Annotated in this window: 13 protein-coding genes and 6 pseudogenes; 10 read left to right on the plus strand and 9 right to left on the minus strand. The window is 73.6% G+C overall.

Features of this window, described 5'->3' with window-relative positions; translation table 11 throughout:
* Window positions 1–43 precede the first annotated feature (43 nt).
* From ACGFQC_RS18295 to ACGFQC_RS18310, 4 genes are all read right to left on the minus strand, one after another.
* A complete protein-coding gene (locus tag ACGFQC_RS18295) occupies window positions 44–640 on the minus strand; it encodes a response regulator transcription factor (RefSeq protein WP_363090537.1) in 597 nt (198 codons plus the stop codon).
* A 629-nt stretch (window positions 641–1,269) separates the two neighbouring features.
* Window positions 1,270–2,097: an endonuclease/exonuclease/phosphatase family protein gene (locus tag ACGFQC_RS18300; protein WP_363090628.1), complete on the minus strand. Its 828-nt coding sequence runs from the start codon at window positions 2,095–2,097 to the stop codon at window positions 1,270–1,272.
* A gap of 195 nt (window positions 2,098–2,292) precedes the next feature.
* Window positions 2,293–3,927: an alpha/beta hydrolase gene (locus ACGFQC_RS18305; RefSeq protein ID WP_363090536.1), complete on the minus strand. Its 1,635-nt coding sequence runs from the start codon at window positions 3,925–3,927 to the stop codon at window positions 2,293–2,295.
* A gap of 233 nt (window positions 3,928–4,160) precedes the next feature.
* Window positions 4,161–4,319, minus strand: a complete 159-nt coding sequence (locus ACGFQC_RS18310; protein ID WP_393288363.1) for a hypothetical protein — start codon at window positions 4,317–4,319, stop codon at window positions 4,161–4,163.
* A gap of 67 nt (window positions 4,320–4,386) precedes the next feature.
* Here ACGFQC_RS18310 and ACGFQC_RS18315 point away from each other — a divergent pair.
* The 3 genes and pseudogenes from ACGFQC_RS18315 to ACGFQC_RS18325 form a co-directional block, all read left to right on the plus strand.
* A pseudogene (locus ACGFQC_RS18315) lies at window positions 4,387–4,794 on the plus strand (cupin domain-containing protein); the annotation flags it as partial.
* A gap of 430 nt (window positions 4,795–5,224) precedes the next feature.
* Entirely contained in the window at window positions 5,225–5,785 is a 561-nt protein-coding gene (locus ACGFQC_RS18320; protein ID WP_393288417.1) for a hypothetical protein, read from the plus strand.
* A 14-nt stretch (window positions 5,786–5,799) separates the two neighbouring features.
* A complete protein-coding gene (locus tag ACGFQC_RS18325; RefSeq protein ID WP_363090626.1) occupies window positions 5,800–6,465 on the plus strand; it encodes a DUF4389 domain-containing protein in 666 nt (221 codons plus the stop codon).
* 76 nt (window positions 6,466–6,541) lie between these two features.
* On the opposite strand, the gene ACGFQC_RS18330 is transcribed toward ACGFQC_RS18325, so the two are convergent.
* Entirely contained in the window at window positions 6,542–7,273 is a 732-nt protein-coding gene (locus tag ACGFQC_RS18330; RefSeq protein WP_363090535.1) for a hypothetical protein, read from the minus strand.
* Between the two features lie 73 nt (window positions 7,274–7,346).
* Window positions 7,347–7,904: an ABATE domain-containing protein gene (locus ACGFQC_RS18335; protein WP_363090534.1), complete on the minus strand. Its 558-nt coding sequence runs from the start codon at window positions 7,902–7,904 to the stop codon at window positions 7,347–7,349.
* A gap of 242 nt (window positions 7,905–8,146) precedes the next feature.
* Here ACGFQC_RS18335 and ACGFQC_RS18340 point away from each other — a divergent pair.
* Window positions 8,147–8,434 (plus strand): annotated as a pseudogene (locus tag ACGFQC_RS18340) (heavy metal translocating P-type ATPase); the annotation flags it as partial.
* A gap of 194 nt (window positions 8,435–8,628) precedes the next feature.
* Here the strand turns inward: ACGFQC_RS18340 and ACGFQC_RS18345 are convergent.
* Window positions 8,629–9,687, minus strand: a complete 1,059-nt coding sequence (locus ACGFQC_RS18345) for a sigma-70 family RNA polymerase sigma factor (protein ID WP_363090533.1) — start codon at window positions 9,685–9,687, stop codon at window positions 8,629–8,631.
* A gap of 179 nt (window positions 9,688–9,866) precedes the next feature.
* Between ACGFQC_RS18345 and ACGFQC_RS18350 the strand changes: the two are divergent.
* The 3 genes and pseudogenes from ACGFQC_RS18350 to ACGFQC_RS18360 all read left to right on the plus strand — a co-directional run.
* Window positions 9,867–10,079: pseudogene (locus tag ACGFQC_RS18350) on the plus strand (GNAT family N-acetyltransferase); the annotation flags it as partial.
* Window positions 10,080–10,174: 95 nt separating this feature from the next.
* Window positions 10,175–10,768 (plus strand): XRE family transcriptional regulator, encoded by a 594-nt coding sequence (locus ACGFQC_RS18355; protein ID WP_363090532.1) that lies wholly within the window; start codon window positions 10,175–10,177, stop codon window positions 10,766–10,768.
* 109 nt (window positions 10,769–10,877) lie between these two features.
* A complete protein-coding gene (locus ACGFQC_RS18360; protein WP_363090531.1) occupies window positions 10,878–11,747 on the plus strand; it encodes a class I SAM-dependent methyltransferase in 870 nt (289 codons plus the stop codon).
* Window positions 11,748–12,146: 399 nt separating this feature from the next.
* Here the strand turns inward: ACGFQC_RS18360 and ACGFQC_RS18365 are convergent.
* Window positions 12,147–12,484, minus strand: a pseudogene (locus tag ACGFQC_RS18365) (hypothetical protein); the annotation flags it as partial.
* A gap of 257 nt (window positions 12,485–12,741) precedes the next feature.
* On the opposite strand from ACGFQC_RS18365, the gene ACGFQC_RS18370 reads away from it, so the two are divergent.
* From ACGFQC_RS18370 to ACGFQC_RS18380, 3 genes and pseudogenes are all read left to right on the plus strand, one after another.
* On the plus strand, window positions 12,742–13,503 hold the full coding sequence (locus ACGFQC_RS18370; RefSeq protein ID WP_363090530.1) for an isocitrate lyase/phosphoenolpyruvate mutase family protein: 762 nt from the start codon (window positions 12,742–12,744) through the stop codon (window positions 13,501–13,503).
* Between the two features lie 520 nt (window positions 13,504–14,023).
* A pseudogene (locus ACGFQC_RS18375) lies at window positions 14,024–14,622 on the plus strand (zinc-binding dehydrogenase); the annotation flags it as partial.
* A gap of 170 nt (window positions 14,623–14,792) precedes the next feature.
* Window positions 14,793–15,185, plus strand: a complete 393-nt coding sequence (locus ACGFQC_RS18380; RefSeq protein ID WP_363090529.1) for a hypothetical protein — start codon at window positions 14,793–14,795, stop codon at window positions 15,183–15,185.
* A 32-nt stretch (window positions 15,186–15,217) separates the two neighbouring features.
* Here ACGFQC_RS18380 and ACGFQC_RS18385 read toward each other — a convergent pair.
* Window positions 15,218–15,403 (minus strand): annotated as a pseudogene (locus tag ACGFQC_RS18385) (MarR family transcriptional regulator); the annotation flags it as partial.
* Between the last annotated feature and the right edge of the window lie 19 nt (window positions 15,404–15,422).

The following is a 15,422-nucleotide window of genomic DNA, read 5'->3' on the forward strand; positions in this document are numbered from 1 at the left end:
CGCGGGACGACGGGCGGGCGCGGGTGGGGCACCGCACGGTTCCTCAGGTCCAGCCGGCGTTCTGGACTATGCGTATCGCGTCGACCCGGTTGCGGGCGCCGACCTTGCGGATCGCCGTGGCCATGTAGTTGCGGACGGTTCCCCTGGACAGGTGCAGACGGGCCGCTATCTCGGCCATCGGCGTCCCCTCGGCCGCCAGGGACAGCACGCTCAGCTCACGGGCGGTCAGGGGCATGACCGCGCCTTCGAGCAGGGCCACGGTGAGGGCCGCGTCGAGGAAGCGCTCCCCCTTGGCCACGGTGTGCACCGCCGTGATCAGCCGCTCGGCCGGGGCGTTCTTGTCGACCAGACCGAGTGCGCCGGCGTCGAACGCCCGGCGCAGGACGCCCGGACGCCTGGGTGTCGCCAGGACGACGAGCGGCTCCCCTCGCCGCGCCCGGAACGGCGCGTCGTGCCCCTCCCCCGGCCCCTGCAGGCACTCCCCGTCCACGACGCACACGTCCGTCGGCAGCACCTCGTCATCGCCGACGTCGGCGTGGGGGGACGTGGCCGAGACCTCCAACGTGTCGTCGGATCTCAGCAGTTCCACCAACGCCGAACGCAGTAATTCCTCGTCGTGCACCACGCGGATACGGACCATCTCCCCCACCCCTGTCAGCGGCTGTTTCGCCAGGCCTCCGGCCGGGCTGCTCACGCACCAGGGCCATGTGCCCTGTTTCGTCAGGGGAGAACACCGCACAGGAGGACGGGGACGGCGCATCGGATGCAATCCGCCGCTTCCGGCGCGCGAAAGGGCGCGCGAAGCCGCTGCTCGCGCCGTCGAAAACGGCGGAGACGTTCTCCGGCCGCCGACGGGGACCGACGCCCGGAGGTCCGGACGGCGGGCCGACACGCGCCCCGTCACCGTCCTCGGCTCCCTGGCCACGGCGGCGGACCGCCCCCGCGGACCGGCGGTACCCCGCCGGACGGGAGGTAAGGGACAGCGGTGCGGCACCGCCCGGAGCCCGGCCGGAAACGGTCCTCTTCCCATCTGACGCGAAACCGTCGGCCCACCGGACAGCTCCCCTGCCGCCCGCTGTCGCGCGGGACGGGTCCCCGAGGAGGCGCGTCGCGGCCCCCGAGGGTTTCCGGATCCTCCACAGCGGCTGGGGGGCACGGGAGTCGTTCAGGAGGTGAGAAGGCCGGCCCGGCGCGGCCGGGCAGCGATCTCCCTGTCCGCCTGGTCGACTCCTTCACCCCGCACGGCCGGTCCGGTTCCGCGGGCGGGCCTCAGACCGGGCCCAGGTCGGCGTGGAACACGTGGTGGTCCGAGTACGGGGTGGGGCGCACGCGGTGTGCGAGGGGGGCGATGCCGCGCAGGAAGACGTAGTCGAACTTGCTGTGCCAGTCGGTGGTCGGCGCGCAGCTGCCGGTGGACGAAGGACGGCACCGCGGGTCCGCGTCCGCGGCCAGTGCCCACATCCGGGTGAGTTCGGGGGCGTCCGGCACCGCGTTGAAGTCGCCGAGGACGATCGCGCGGTCGTGGCGGGCGACTTCCTCGGCGAGCACCGCGGCCTGCTCCGCCCTGACCGCTTCCTGGCGCCGTTCGGCGAAGTGGGTGTTGAAGACCCGGACGGACCGGCCGCCGACCGTGGTGGTGACGGCCATGTACCCGCGGTCCTCCGATCCGCCGTCGGGATACTCCACGACGACGCGGTCGGTCATCGGGGCCGCCGAGAGCAGTGCCTGGCCGTAGGCTCCGGGGCTCCAGGGCATTCCGCCGCAGCGGCCCCAGTTGCGCAGGACCGTCCCGTACTCGACGCGGTAGACCAGCCCGTAGAGGTTCTCCAGGTGGTCCCGGATCCTCTCGACGTCACGCGCGCACGCTTCCTGCACCGCGATGACCTGGGGCGCGTACGTGGCGATCTGCAGCGCCCGGTCGGCATTGTCCGTGTCGCAGGGATTGCAGAGGTTCCACGTCATGACCCGGTTCGGTACGACGTCCCGGACGGCGTGGGCGGGCAGTGCCCTGCCGGAGAGGTCGTCGTCCGGCGCACCGCGGCCGACGAGCGCCACACAGACCAGGGCCAGGATCGCGGCGCCCGCGAGCAACGGCATGCGCCTGCGACTTCCGGACACCCTTGCCTCCTCGCTGTGGGGCACGCACGGCAAAAGACGGCCCCGGCAACGAGATTACGGGACGGGGCGGTCGGCGACACGTGCTCGCCCCCCTCGAGCCCGCGGCGCCGACCGCGCCGGCCCCCCGGGGCCCGGCCGTGAGGGGCCGGCCCCCCGGGGGGCGGGGCGGGGGCGTCAGCTCACGGTGCCGATGCGCTCCACGCGCTCGTCGACGCCGTTGCGGAGTTCACCGAGCGTCGTACCGGGTGGGGCCGTCTTCGGCGTCGAGGACGGCGGCTGCGTCTCGTCCGCGCAGGTCGTGCCCGAGGCCGGGACGTCGAGGTCCACCAGGTAGCCGACGACCGCGTCCGTCGCGCAGGCGCTGCGGCCGAACGCGGTGTGCCCCTCGGCCTCGAAGGTGAGCAGCGAGGCGTTGTCGAGCCGCCGGGACAGCGCCACCGCGTCCTGGTACGGGGTGTCCGGGTCGCCGGTGGTGCCGAGAACGAGGATCGGCGACGATCCCTTCGCCCGGTAGGAGCCCTCGTAGCGGCTGACGTGCTCGCCGGGCCACTGGGCGCAGGCGGTGGCGTGCTGGTGGTCGTACGTGGGCGGGCCGTACGCCATCGCCGGGCCGAGCAGGGGCGCCGCCTTCGCGTTGGCCGTGACGTTCCGCTTCAGCAGGCGCGGATCGTGCGGGTAGTCGCGGTCGACGCACTCGACGGCCACGTTCGGGCCCAGGAAGTCGAAGCTGGCCGGGGACGGGGGCCGCAGCAGGAAGGAGGTGTTGTCGCGCAGTTGGGCCTTGCGCAGCGCCGCGCCGAACGAGGGCCAGATGACCTTGCCCTCGTTGATGTTGAACATCAGGCGGTAGACCAGCGTGTAGCCGTTCGCCAGGCCGCCGTTCGCGGTCGGTACGGGATCGGCGTCCAGGTCGGCCTTCAGCTTCTCGAACGCCGCGCGCGGGTCGCCGTCGCCGAACCCGCAGGTGGCCTGGTCGGCGGCGCACCAGTCCAGGAAGCGGCTCATCGCGCCGTCCAGCGCCAGGTACTGCGGCCGGTCGTAGGCGTACGGACGGTCGGCGTAGTGCACCGGGTCGTACGCGCCGTCGAGGGCCAGGGCCCGCACCCGCTTGGGGAACAGGGCGGCGTAGACGGTTCCGATGTAGGACCCGAACGAGCGCCCGTAGTAGGTGAGTCGTTCTTCCCCGAGCGCCTCGCGCAGCAGGTCGATGTCGCGGGCGACGTACGCGGTGCCGATGTGGGGGAGCAGCTCGCCCGCGTTGTCCACACAGGCCTGGTCGAACTCGGCCGCCTGACGCAGCGCCGGCTCGTAGGCGTCCGGGCCGGGCACGCCCTTGGCCTCCGTGACCGCCCGCGTGTACCGCGCGTCGTCGAAGCAGGTCAGCGGTGAACTGCGGCCGACGCCGCGGACGTCGTAGCCGAAGACGTCGAACGAGTCGCGGAGCGCGGCCGGCAGGCCCGCGTGGTTGTTCCGCACGAAGTCCACGCCGGAGTTGCCGGGCCCGCCGGGCTGCATGAAGAGCGTGCCCTTGCGCTTCGCCGGGTCGGCGGCCGGCTTCCGGATCACCGCGAGGGTGATGGTCCTGCCGTGCGGATCACGGTAGTCGAGCGGAACGTCGGCGTTCGCGCACTCGAAGCCGCCCTGGCAGTCGGTCCAGGCGAGGGACGGCACGGGTGGCTTCGCGGGCGGCTTCGACGAGGCCGCCGCCTGGGTCGCGGTCCCCGTCACGGCGGCCGCGAGCGCCGTCAGCGCGGCCGCGGCGGCGGTGAGCCGTCGCAGCCGTCTCGGTATGCGATGTGGAGTGGTCATGGTCCTCTTCCCCCTGGGTCGGTATGGGGCCGAGTGCTCGCCGCGCAGGGCGAGTTCGGCCAACTGGACAGAGGGGAAACGAAGGGGAACGGTGCCATCGGAGCGGGCCTTTCCCCGATCTCGCCGAAAAGGCCCGAGCGTGCACCGGCCGTCATGCTCCGTGCCTGGTACGGGCGGCACGCCTGGTACGGGCGGCCGTCAGACCCGTTCCTGGCGCGGGCGCCGGACGCGGTTCACTCGTCGTCCGGTGACACCGTCCGGACCGCCTGCCGGGTGATCGCCTGTGCCTCCTGCGTGGCGGCCCAGGAGGCGAGGAGACGCAGGCCCTCGTCGGAGGGGGAGCCCGGCTCGGCGGTGCAGACGGTGAGGGTGAGACCGGGTTCGGCGGCCATCTCGAGGCCTTCGTAGGCACCCGGGACGGCCGACGGTCACCTGCAGGCAACGCCGAGAGGCAACCCCATGGAATTCGTCAAGCCCCCGTCCACCGGCAAGGCGCCGGCCGACCGGTTCACCGGAGACGTGTGGTGGGACGTCATCGTCGCCGGTCAGGAACCGTCCCGGATGCGGGCGAACCTCGTCCGCTTCGCGCCCGGCGCCCGCACCCACTGGCACTCCCACGCCGTGGGCCAGACGCTCCACGTGGTCTCCGGCATCGCGCTGACCGGTGTCCGCGACGGCACCGTCCTCGATGCCCACCCCGGTGAGACCGTCGGCTGCCCGCCCGGCGAAGAGCACTGGCACGGCGCCGCCCCCGACCGTTTCATGGAACACATCGCCCTGTGGGAAGGCCCCGGCGACGACACCCCGGAGACCGTACGGGCCGAAGCCGTCGCCGACGAGCAGTACGGGGGCACCCGCCTCCGCAACCGGTGGCCGGCGGGCGACCGCGCGAAGGCGCCGGCCGGCGTCGTGCGCACTCTCCCCGCCGCGGTCGGCGCCCACGCCGGCGCGCCGCTCGCGCGCCCGCCGGGAACCGGACCCGGTGCCGTGGCGCCGGGCGCCGCCGGCCGTCAGGCTGGTGACAGGGACGACCGTGGCGCGGGCCCACCCGGAGCCGGCCGTGCCGGGCTCGGACGGCAACGGACGCTCGCGGGGGTGCCGGCGGTGTCACGAGGACAGGCCCTGGTGCACGGCCCAGAGCCGGCCGTGTCGCGACGACAGGCCCGCCTTCGCGGCCCGGACGGTCCCGCCCGCCGCGGCGGGCGGGCCAAGGACGGGGAGGTGGTCGTCGTCCCCGCGACGGGACCGGCACCCACCGGCACGTTGGCGGCACGCGCTGGTCAAGCGGCTGCTCGCGGTGGAGGCGCTCGGCTCGACGACCGTGATCTGCACCGACAAGACCGGCACGTTCACGCAGGCGGAGATGACCGTCACGAGGGTGTGGGCCGGCGGCTCGCCGCACCCGGTGTCGGGGGTGGGCTACGCGCCCGTCGGCGAGGTGGAGGATCCGGCGCCCGTGCGGGAGCTGCTGCGCGTGGCGGGGTCGTGCTGCGACGCCCGGCTGGTCCCGCCGGCGGGTCTGCGGCCCTGGAGGGTGCTCGGCGACACCACCGAGGGAGCGCTGCTGGTCGCGGCGGCCAAGGCCGGTGTCGACCTGGACGCGGCGGAGGCGGCCACGCCCCGCGTGACGGAGTTCCCCTTCGACTCGGACCGCAAGCTGATGACCACGGTGCACCGCGGGCCCCGGCGCGGAACCACCACCGGCGGGGCGGGACACGGCGGGCACGGGGGTGTCGCGAGCGGCGGCCGCGCGGGCCGACAGGCCCCGGGCGGGGCCGGACTGCCCTCGCGGCGTCGCGTCGGAGCGGTCAGGCTTGTCACGAGCCCAATCCGGCGAATCACCGACACGCCGGAGTGAAGGAGCTGATCGCCATGGCACACCTGGCCGCGTTCCCGGAGCGCCCGGTCCGGGTGAACGCCCGTGTCGACGCGCCGCTGTCGCGATGGCTGTGGCTCGTGAAGTGGATCCTCGCCGTTCCGCACTACGTGGTGCTCTTCTTCCTCTGGATCGCCTTCTGCGTGGTGACGGTGATCGCGTTCTTCGCCATCCTGTTCACCGAGCGATACCCCCGCGCCCTGTTCGACTTCAACCTGGGGGTGCTGCGCTGGAGCTGGCGGGTGGCCTTCTACTCGTACGACGCGTTGGGAACCGACCGGTACCCCCCGTTCAGCCTGGGCGAGGAACCGGACTACCCGGCCCGGCTGGACATCGCCTACCCCGAGCGGCTCTCCCGCGGCCTGGTGCTGGTGAAGTGGTGGCTGCTGGTCATCCCGCACTACCTGGTCATCGGCTTCCTCGTCGGCGGCGCGCACCTCGGCTGGTGGTCGAGCGGGCTGATCGGCGTGCTGACGCTCGTCGCGGCCGTGATCCTGGCCTTCACCGAGAAGTATCCGAAGGACCTGTTCGACCTGATCATCGGCCTCGACCGGTGGGTGCTGCGCGTCTTTGCCTACGCCGCGCTGATGACGGACGCGTACCCGCCGTTCCGTCTGGACATGGGCGGCCCGGAAACGCCGGCCGTCGAAGAACGGGGCTGACCGCCGCGCCGGAGAACGGGCCTGACCGCCGCGCCGAGGGGCGCGTCCTCTCCCCGGGCGCCGCCCGCACGGCCGCTCATCCGTGCTCGGACCGCAGTTCGCGGACCCGGGCGCGGAACACGCGCCAGCGCCTGTCGTTGTCGTGCACGAGCATCGCCGACTCCGCCATCAGGTCGGCCGCCCGGTCCAACAGTTCGGAAGCCGCGTAAAGGTAGCGGGGGGCCTCGCGCTCCCCCGCCAGGTCGGCCCTGAGCGCGGCCGGGGAGAAGTCGACCCGGGCCAGCAGGTCGAGGGCGCGGCGCAGCAGCCGCGCGAGCAGGGTCTGCAGTCCCGCCGACTGCCAGTCGTTGGCGATGATCCGGTGCCGCTCCCCCAGCAGGTCGGCCAGCGCCGGGTAGGCGGCCAGGCTTCCCGCGATCTCCCAGGCCTGCTCCATCGCCCGGGCCAGCCAGGCGGCGCCCTGCTCGGTGTCGTCGGCGATCGTGCCGACTTCCCTCTTCAGTCTCCGGAGTTCCGCGGGCTCGTCCTCCCCTTCCATGAAGAGGATCCCCGACTCCGCCACGAGACCCGGGGCGTTCAGGTCCTCGGTGCCGGCGAATCCGATCGTCGACGTCCGCTCACCGGCCTCGGCCTCGCTCCACCGGTCGGCCAGTGACTTCAGCGCCCGAGAGCGCGCCTGGAGCTCCACGGCCTGCCGTAGTGGCGCCTGTGAGTAGTACTCCTCGTGCTCCCGGTGGAACCGCGCCAGGTTGTCGATCACCCGCAGCAGTGGGTCCGAAGGGGTACGCCGCGTCTCGTCCTCGGGCATGCCAGCAGTGTGTACCAGCGCTGAGGCACGGGCACCGGGGCCGCGTCCGTCAGGGCGACCCCGGTGAGGGCCATCAGGCCGTCCTCTGCCCGCTCATCCGCTTGCGGGCCCGATAGGCCGCGGCCTTGATCTTGTTGCCGCACGGATCCATGGCGCACCATTCCCGCCGCGCCCCCCGGGACCGGTCGACGTAGACCTGCGAGCACTCGGGATTGCGGCACTCCTTGAGCAGGGAGGCTTCCGGCCCGCCGAGCACCGCGACGGCGTCCCGGGCGACGGCGGCGAACACCTGCTCGAGGGAGGCCTCGACATGCCGCCCTGTCGCGCCGAGCTGCGGGACGGGGGTGGGCCTGCGGGCGTACGCGTTCACGAGCGCCAGCGCGTCGTGGTCGTAGGCGGCACCGGCCATCCGCGCCAGGACCAGCTGGTGAACGGCCTCGCGGAGTGCCAGGGCCGCACGGAGATCCGTGGCCTCGCAGGGGATCTCGTGCTCCGCGATCCCGCTCTCACGGAACCACGCGCTGAGGCTTTCGGGCGAGGAGAGGTCCTCACGGGGCTCGGGGCGGTGCCGGTAGCGCAGCGTTCCCGCGAAGTCGAGCGCGGGGGCACCTCCGGGGAAAGCATGCATCATGTCACCATTCTGGACGGTGACGCATCGAGATGCAAGGAGCCTCTCCTCCCGGGGCGCGGTCAGGGGCCGGCTCCCGGTCCGGGCGCGGTGGGAGAGGGCCGGGGACCTGGCAGGCGCCCGCGGGCCGCCGTACGGCCCACGCGGCAGGGTCGTACGTCCCCTGGAAGAACGCCGGTCGGCGCGGTGTGATGGAGGGGAATGGAACCGAAGGCGGCGGTCGCGACGGCCGGACGAGGTGTGCCATGGACGACTCCACCAGCCTCACCCCCACCGGGCGGCTGCACCGCCTGACGGGCGCGGTCCTCTCTCCCCGGTGGGAACCGGTGCTCCTGGCCGTCACGGCGGCGGCACTGGCGGCCGGTGGCATCGCCCGGCTCGTCGGCGCCGACGGTCTCGCGGACCTGTTCTGGGCTCTGGGCACGGTGTCCGCCGTCGTCCCCGCGGTGGGGTGGGTGGTGGCCGCGCTGCGGCACGGGCGCGCCGGCGTCGACCTGATCGCCGTGCTGGCCCTGGGCGGCACCCTGGCCCTACTTCTCGCTGGCCCCGTGAGAACGCGCCCCGCTCCGGGCGAGCGCACCCGGCCGCAGTGCGGCCCGGCAACGAGACAGGCCGGCAGCACCACACCGGGAAACCCGGCGAGGCCGACCGGCATCCGCCCGCTCCGTCCCGTGCACCCGGCCGCCGGGCCCGCATCAGGCGTCCCGGGTTCCACCCCGGTGACACCTCACGCGCCGTGCGCGGCGAGATCCCGTGTGCCCACCGGTACAGGCCGGTTTCGTTCCTGTCCCGCAGCCGGCGGCGGGCCGTCGCCGACCCCTTCCTCCTCGCCCAGGTGCTCGGGCAGGCCGAAGAGCGGGAAGAGGCGCTCGGTGTCGCGGAAGGCCGTGATGCCGGTGATCCGGTCGCCGGAGAAGTCGATGACCTGGAGGGCCCAGGGGGTGAAACCGCCGCCGTCCGGGCGGGGCCGGTACTGGCCGAAGGCGGGAGAGCCGTTCGCCGTGGTCGGGATCAGGCGGGAGCCGCGGCAGCCGACGGCAGGGCCGGTCAGCCACGCCTGGATGTCGGGGACACCGCGCATCCACTTCGCGTACGGCGGCAGGCACAGGGTGGCGTCGACGTGGAGCAGCATGTTCAGCTCCTCCATGTCGTAGCGGGAGAAGGCGGTGGCGTACCGGTCGGCCAGTACCCGGCGGATGGCGTCGGCCGGCTCCAGGACGGTGTCCCCGGCGCGCTCACGGTGGCCGGCGAGCGTGGCCCGGGCCCGCTGCAGTGCGCTGTTGGCCGAGGCGACGGTGGTGCCGTGCAGGTCGGCGACCTCCCGGGCCGAGAAGCCCAGGACGTCCCGCAGGATCAGCGTGGCCCGCTGCTTGGGCGGGAGGTGCTGGAGCGCGGCGACGAAGGCCAGCCGTACGGACTCGCCGGTCGTCGCGCTCGCCTCGGGACCGTCACTCGGGCAGGGCTCCACCCACAGGGCGGCGTCCGACGGAGCGGCGGGCGGAGTGCTCCCCCCGCTCGGAGCGGAAAGGTCCATGGGCAGCGCACGCCGCTTGCGGGAGGCGAGAAGGTCCAGGCACACGTTGGTCGCGATGCGGTACACCCACGACCGCAGCGCCGACCTGCCCTCGAACCGCTCGATGCCGCGCCAGGCCCGCACGAGGGTCTCCTGCACGGCGTCCTCGGCCTCGGCGTACGCCCCCAGCATCCGGTAGCAGTAGCCGGTCAGCTCCCCCCGGAACGCCTCGAGCCCCTCCGCCGCCGCGTCGGCCGCGCCGGTGTCCCCCATACCGCACTCCTTCGAGACAGCGTTCCAGGCGCCGTCGGCCCGGGGCTTCACTGTAGGACGGAGCGCCTGCCGCGCGAAGGCCGCCCGCCGCGTCGCCCGGCCGCCGCGGGCGGGCGCTCGCGGGCGTCCCTGCGGGGGACGTCACGAACCGGCCGATGCCGGTGCCCGTGGCGGGCGTGTGGGGACGCGGGTGCGCCGCCGAGGCGTGCGCGGCGGTACTCGGCTGGTTCGCGGACGCGTTTCCCGGTGAGCCGGTGGTGCTCTGCACCCGGACCGCCGACGACCGCTCGATGCGCCTCGCGGCGAAACCGGGGTTCACCGAGGTGCGACGGTTCGAGGAGTGGGGCGCCGAGCAGTGGATGGGCGTGTGGTCCTCGCTCACGCCGTCCGGTTGGGTCCGGCCGCCTGCCGAACACCGTCGGGCGCCGCGTCCACGAGCTCGGGCGCCACCGCCCACACCTTGCCGAGCAGTCATACAATGTTGCGCATGACGCAAGACAACGGTGAGCTGGACAGTCTTGTGCGCAAACGCATCCGTGCGCTGCGCCTGGCTCAGGGGTGGTCCCTGGAGGACCTGGCCGGCCGCGCCAACCTCAGCCAGTCCACGCTGTCCCGCATCGAGAACGGACAGCGTCGCCTCGCCCTGGACCAACTCGTCACCCTCGCCCGCGCCCTGGACACCTCGCTCGACCAACTCGTCGAGAACGCCGCCGACGACGTGGTCTCCCACCCGACGGTCGACGCGACGCGCGGGCAGATGCGGTGGCCCGTCAAGGCCGAGCCGGGCATGACCGTCGTACGCCGGCGGATGACCGACCCGCCGCCCGACGATCCGTCACGGATGCGGGCCCACCCCGGTCGCGAATGGCTCGTCGTCCTGTCCGGCACCGCCGTCCTGCTCCTGGGCAACCGGCGCCTGCGTGTCGAGACCAACCAGGCGGCGGAGTTCCCCACGATGCTCCCGCACGCCATCGGCGCGGAGGGCGGACCGTGCGAGATCCTCGGCATCTTCGACCGCGACGCGCGCCGCGGCCACCAGCGCGGCGGCGACACGGACCGCAAGGACCGCCCGGCGCCGTGACGGCCCCGTGGACGTGACGGTTTGCGTGTTCCGCGCTCCAGCGGGCCGTTTTCTTGCGCATTCCGACACGGAGCGGGCCGCACGCCGATCGCCTGCCTAGCGTGGCCGCATGAATCAACCCACCCCTGACACAGCGTTCCTCGGCGCCCGCCACGCTCACGGGCACGACACGGGCGACCAGACGGAGATCCTCGACCTGGACGCCGAAGTGCTCGCCGAACACACCGCGTCCATCACCGCCTGGCTCCCCGTCGGGTCCGCCCCTCGCCACATCGTCGACCTGGGCTGCGGCACCGGAGCGGGCACCCTCGCTCTGCTCGAGCGTTTCCCGCAGGCCGAGGTGACGGCCGTCGACTCCTCCGCCGTGCACCTGCGTCGCCTGCGGGAGAAGGCGGCCGCCGCCGGAGCGGCCGAACGCGTTCACGTCGTTCACGCCGACCTCGACGCCGCGAGGTGGCCGGACCTCGGCACGCCGGACCTGGTGTGGGCGTCGGCCTCCCTGCACCACATGGCCGACCCCGACCGCACGCTGCGCCAGGTCCACGACCTGCTGTCACCGGACGGGCTGTTCGCCGTCGTCGAACTGGCCGGCTTCCCCCGGTTCCTGCCCGCGGACGCCCCGGAAGGCGCTCCCGGTCTGGAGGAACGCTGCCATGCCGCACTCGCCCACCACCACGCCGAGCACGTCCCCCACCGTGGTGCCGACTGGGCGGGCAAGCTGACGGGAGCCGGCTTCACCGTCGAGGGTGAGCGCACCGTCACGGTGGCCATCGGCCCGCCCCGGAGCGAGGCGACGGGCCGCTACGCCCGCAGCAGCCTGCGCCGCGTGCGCGGCGGTGTCGCGTCCGTCCTGACGGCCGGGGACCTGACCGCCCTCGACCAACTGCTCGACGACGACAGCCCTCGCAGCATCCTGCGCCGCGACGACCTGACCGTGCGCACCGAGCGCACGGTGTGGGCGGCACGCCGCACCCGGTGACCTGAGTCGGAGATTCGTCGGCGGTGGGCGGCGACTTCGTCGAGGATCTCGTGGGCGGTCTTCGTCCGGATGGGCGGCCCGGGGTGTTCGTCCAGAGGGACGGCCCGGGGTGTTCGTCCCAGTCGGCGAGCCGGCTGCGGATGTCGCGTTCCAGGACCTGGACGAAGCGGTGGACGCCTCGCTTGACAGACCCCCGGACCGGCCGAGACGCGACGCGGAGCGTGCTCACCTGACCGGGACGCCGGACGGGGATGCCACGCTGTCACGCCGGATCGGCCCCGGAGCGGGGGTTCGGGGCCGACCCGGCATCCGAAAAAGCATTCCGTCCGGGCGTTCTGCAGGTGCTCTCGCGTGGTGGGCCTGCCGGGCGTGACCGCACGCGCCGCCACGGCCCGCATCCGCCGCCACCACGCGGTTCGGCGGCCTGTCGACCAGCGGTGTCACGGCCGACTCCTCGAGCCGGCCGTGCCCGGTCGAGGTCATCCTGACGGTGCCGTTCCAGAACACCGCCTGCGTGCGCTCCTGGACGGCCCGCACCACCGGACCCTCGCGGGGCTCGCCGCCGTTCCCGTACGACTGCCGGGCCGGGTCGGTTCCCTCCGGGAACCGGAACCAGCGGTGGTCGGCCGGGTGGCCAGGTCGGCCAGGTCGGCCAGGTCGGCCAGGTCGGCCAGGTCGGCCAGGTCGGCCAGGTCCAGGCTGCCGCGATGGGCCGGCGGGTCGTCGGCGCGCAGCAGTCTCCGCCGGAAAGCACGAGCGCCCGTTGTCCGGTCGCGGCGGCCCCGGCACCGGCCGCCGGTGCCCGGTCGAGGGGGAAGCCGCTGGAGCGGAGGCGACGCCGACGGCCTCGGCCTGAACACCCCGTGCTTTGGGCGTCCTCGCCATCTGTACCAGGGTGACCTGCGAGAACGGGAACCGGGAGTGCATCTTCCCGTCACCGGGCGGCGCCCCGCCGGTACGTTGTCCGTGTCAATCCAGGTGTAGCGTCCTTGACATGGACTTTCGTACCACCGTTGAGCGCGCTCAACGCCTCAAGCAGCTGCACGCCGAGTACAAGCCGCTCGTGCTGCCGACCGTCTGGGACGTCTGGTCCGCGCGGACGGCAGCCGCCGCCGGGTTCCCCGCGCTGACGATCGGCAGTCATCCGCTGGCCGACTCCCGGGGGGCCGGCGACCATGAGGGGCAGACCTTCGAGGAGGTGCTCACCGCCGTCAGGCCGATCATCGCGGCGGTCGACGTCCCCGTGTCCGTGGACCTGGAGGCCGGGTACGGGCAGAAGCCCGCGGATCTCGTCGCCGGGCTCATCGAGGTCGGCGGCGTCGGTCTCAACGTCGAGGACACCGTCCACTCGGACGGCGGCCGCGTGCGCAGCACGCAGGAGCACGCGAGCTACGTCGCAGGCCTGCGCGCGGCGGCTGACGACGCGGGGGTCCCGGTCTGGGTGAACGGGCGCACCGACCTCTTCCTGCACGCGCAGGACGCTTCCGGCGTCCTCGACGAGGCGATCGAGCGACTGCGGGCCCTGGAACAGGCCGGCGCCGACAGCGTCTACCCGGTGGGTATTCAGGACGACGACGACCTGCTCACGGCGGTGACCGGCGCCGTCGCCGTTCCCGTCAACTCCACGGCCCATCCCGTCAGGCACGATCTTGAGCGTTTCCGCCGCCTCGGCGTCGGCCGGATCACCTACGGCCCACTGCTGCAGTTCGCGATGACGGATGCGATGAAGAACATGCTCGGGCCGTGGGCGCCCTGAGGAACTGACCGAGCGACGGGGCCGGCCGTCGGTGTCCTTCACCTCACGGCGAAAGCGACGCGTGTGCTTGTCGAACTCGGCTGTGCCGAACGGGGCTTCCCCGGTGCAGTCGTCGGCTTCGACGGACAACGGCGGCCGCCCGGCCTTCGGGGCGACGAGGCCGGTGTCTGCCCGCGCACACCCCGCGTCGGGGTTCTTCCAGGTGCCCGTCGCGGGAAGGACGACCTCGGTGACCCACCGATCCCGTCGGGGCGTCGGCACAGGCAACGTGGCCGCGAAGGCTTCGGCCGGCTCACCGGCCACCGGGTGACGGCCGAGCTTCGGGCGAATCGTCGTGACGACCGTCATCGCGTGCGAGGAACTCGAGCGGCCCGCGCTCCTGGGCGAGGCGCCCGTCCCCTCGGGCCCCCGGTCCCACTCGGGTCCGGCGGCGGCCGGCCCGTCCTTGGTGAACAGGCTCGCCTCCTGCCCGCCCCGGGTGCGGCCGCCGTCGACGGACAGGCCATGCCGTCGCGGATCGTCGGCACTGACGGCGTGGCAGTTCCTGATCGACGTCGGACACGATCACCCCTCGCCCTTCCAGGAGGTGAGGCATCGCCCGGTGCCGCTCGACGCCGACACCACGGTGTTCGTCGACGGCGCCGCGGGCGGCGTGGGGAACTTCGCGCTGCAACGGGCCGAATGGAAGGGCGCACGCGTCATCGCGGTGGCGTCGGGCGCCCACGAGACGTTCCTGCGCGAGCTCGGCACCGACCGGTTCATCGACTGCACCAAGGGCCGTCCCGCGGAACTCGTGCGCGACGTCGACCTCGTTCCCGACACCGTCGGCGACCCCGGCGGCAGGCGCTTCCTGCGCACGCTCAAGGCAGGCGGCGCCCAGTTCCCCGTGCTCCCCGGGACTTCGACGAAGAAGAGACCGCGAAGCCGGGCGTCCCGGTCTCCAGCGCCCAGGTCCGCTCCAACGGCGCGCAGCTCGCCGAACCGGGACGACTGCTCGACACGGGCACGGTGCGCGTCGCGATCGACCGCGCGTACTTGCTCATGGACGCCCGGGCCGCGCGCGAACGCGCCGCCCGAGGACACGTGCAAGGCAAGATCGTGCTCACTGCCGCCCGGTGACGAGCCGTTCCGGGAACAGGCAGCCCGGCGGTGGCACCTGGGAAAGTCGACGGGCGAAGCGGCGGGCCCCTTCGGCCATGCCCGGCGCATGCGCCGGGCGACGGGCTGACGCGGGCCGGACGGGGCATCCGCAACTGCACCAGGAACAGCCCACCCACCGGGAGCCACCCGTGACCCGACACCTCGCCCTCGCCCGCGCCTGCCGCGTCCTCGCCCTCGCCGAACTGGCCGCCGCGGCCTGGCTCCTCGTCAACCACGAGTGGCTGCTCGGCATCCTCGTCGCCTGGGCCGCGCCCAGCCTGCTCGCCGCCGACGCCGTATGCCGGTGCGCCCACCACCGCGCGCGGGCCCAGGCGCAGCGCGCGGCACGGCTGGAGGCCGGCGAGCAGGTCCGGCCGCTCACGCCGTGCTGCCCGTTCTGGAAGCACTCCGACGGCCAGGCCCACGGACCGGGCTGCACCCGCCCGCCCCTGCCCCGCCGCGACACCTACCGCCTCGACGACGCCGGCCGAGCCGCGTTCGACGAGATCGTCCGCCACTACAACGACCGGAGCGCGGCCTGACCGGCCCGTCGTCCGCGCCGAGTCGAAGGTGCGGAGGCGGCCTGGCCGTCGCGGTCGAAGAGCTGCATCAGCAGCAGCTCCTGTCCCGGGTGCAGGTTCAGGACGCGCAGCATGGCGGCGGCGTGGCCGCGGTGGGCGCGGGCGAGCTGGAAGACGGCGTGGCTCAATCGGCCGTCGCGCACGGCGTCCGGTGGCTCCGACGAGGTGGTGACGGACATCGCTGCTCCCTCGTCACAA

It is taken from the genome of Streptomyces sp. NPDC048734, from assembly GCF_043198675.1.
Lineage (GTDB): Bacteria > Actinomycetota > Actinomycetes > Streptomycetales > Streptomycetaceae > Streptomyces.

Excerpts from the sequence above, each read along its gene's own strand:
- ACGFQC_RS18370 (WP_363090530.1), top strand. The coding sequence starts at position 12,742 with ATGGACTTTCGTACCACCGTTGAGCGCGCTCAACGCCTCAAGCAGCTG.
- ACGFQC_RS18305 (WP_363090536.1), bottom strand. The coding sequence starts at position 3,927 with ATGACCACTCCACATCGCATACCGAGACGGCTGCGACGGCTCACCGCC.
- ACGFQC_RS18325 (WP_363090626.1), top strand. The coding sequence starts at position 5,800 with ATGGCACACCTGGCCGCGTTCCCGGAGCGCCCGGTCCGGGTGAACGCC.
- ACGFQC_RS18295 (WP_363090537.1), bottom strand. The coding sequence starts at position 640 with ATGGTCCGTATCCGCGTGGTGCACGACGAGGAATTACTGCGTTCGGCG.
- ACGFQC_RS18355 (WP_363090532.1), top strand. The coding sequence starts at position 10,175 with ATGACGCAAGACAACGGTGAGCTGGACAGTCTTGTGCGCAAACGCATC.
- ACGFQC_RS18330 (WP_363090535.1), bottom strand. The coding sequence starts at position 7,273 with ATGCCCGAGGACGAGACGCGGCGTACCCCTTCGGACCCACTGCTGCGG.
- ACGFQC_RS18310 (WP_393288363.1), bottom strand. The coding sequence starts at position 4,319 with ATGGCCGCCGAACCCGGTCTCACCCTCACCGTCTGCACCGCCGAGCCG.
- ACGFQC_RS18345 (WP_363090533.1), bottom strand. The coding sequence starts at position 9,687 with ATGGGGGACACCGGCGCGGCCGACGCGGCGGCGGAGGGGCTCGAGGCG.
- ACGFQC_RS18335 (WP_363090534.1), bottom strand. The coding sequence starts at position 7,904 with ATGATGCATGCTTTCCCCGGAGGTGCCCCCGCGCTCGACTTCGCGGGA.
- ACGFQC_RS18300 (WP_363090628.1), bottom strand. The coding sequence starts at position 2,097 with ATGCCGTTGCTCGCGGGCGCCGCGATCCTGGCCCTGGTCTGTGTGGCG.
- ACGFQC_RS18360 (WP_363090531.1), top strand. The coding sequence starts at position 10,878 with ATGAATCAACCCACCCCTGACACAGCGTTCCTCGGCGCCCGCCACGCT.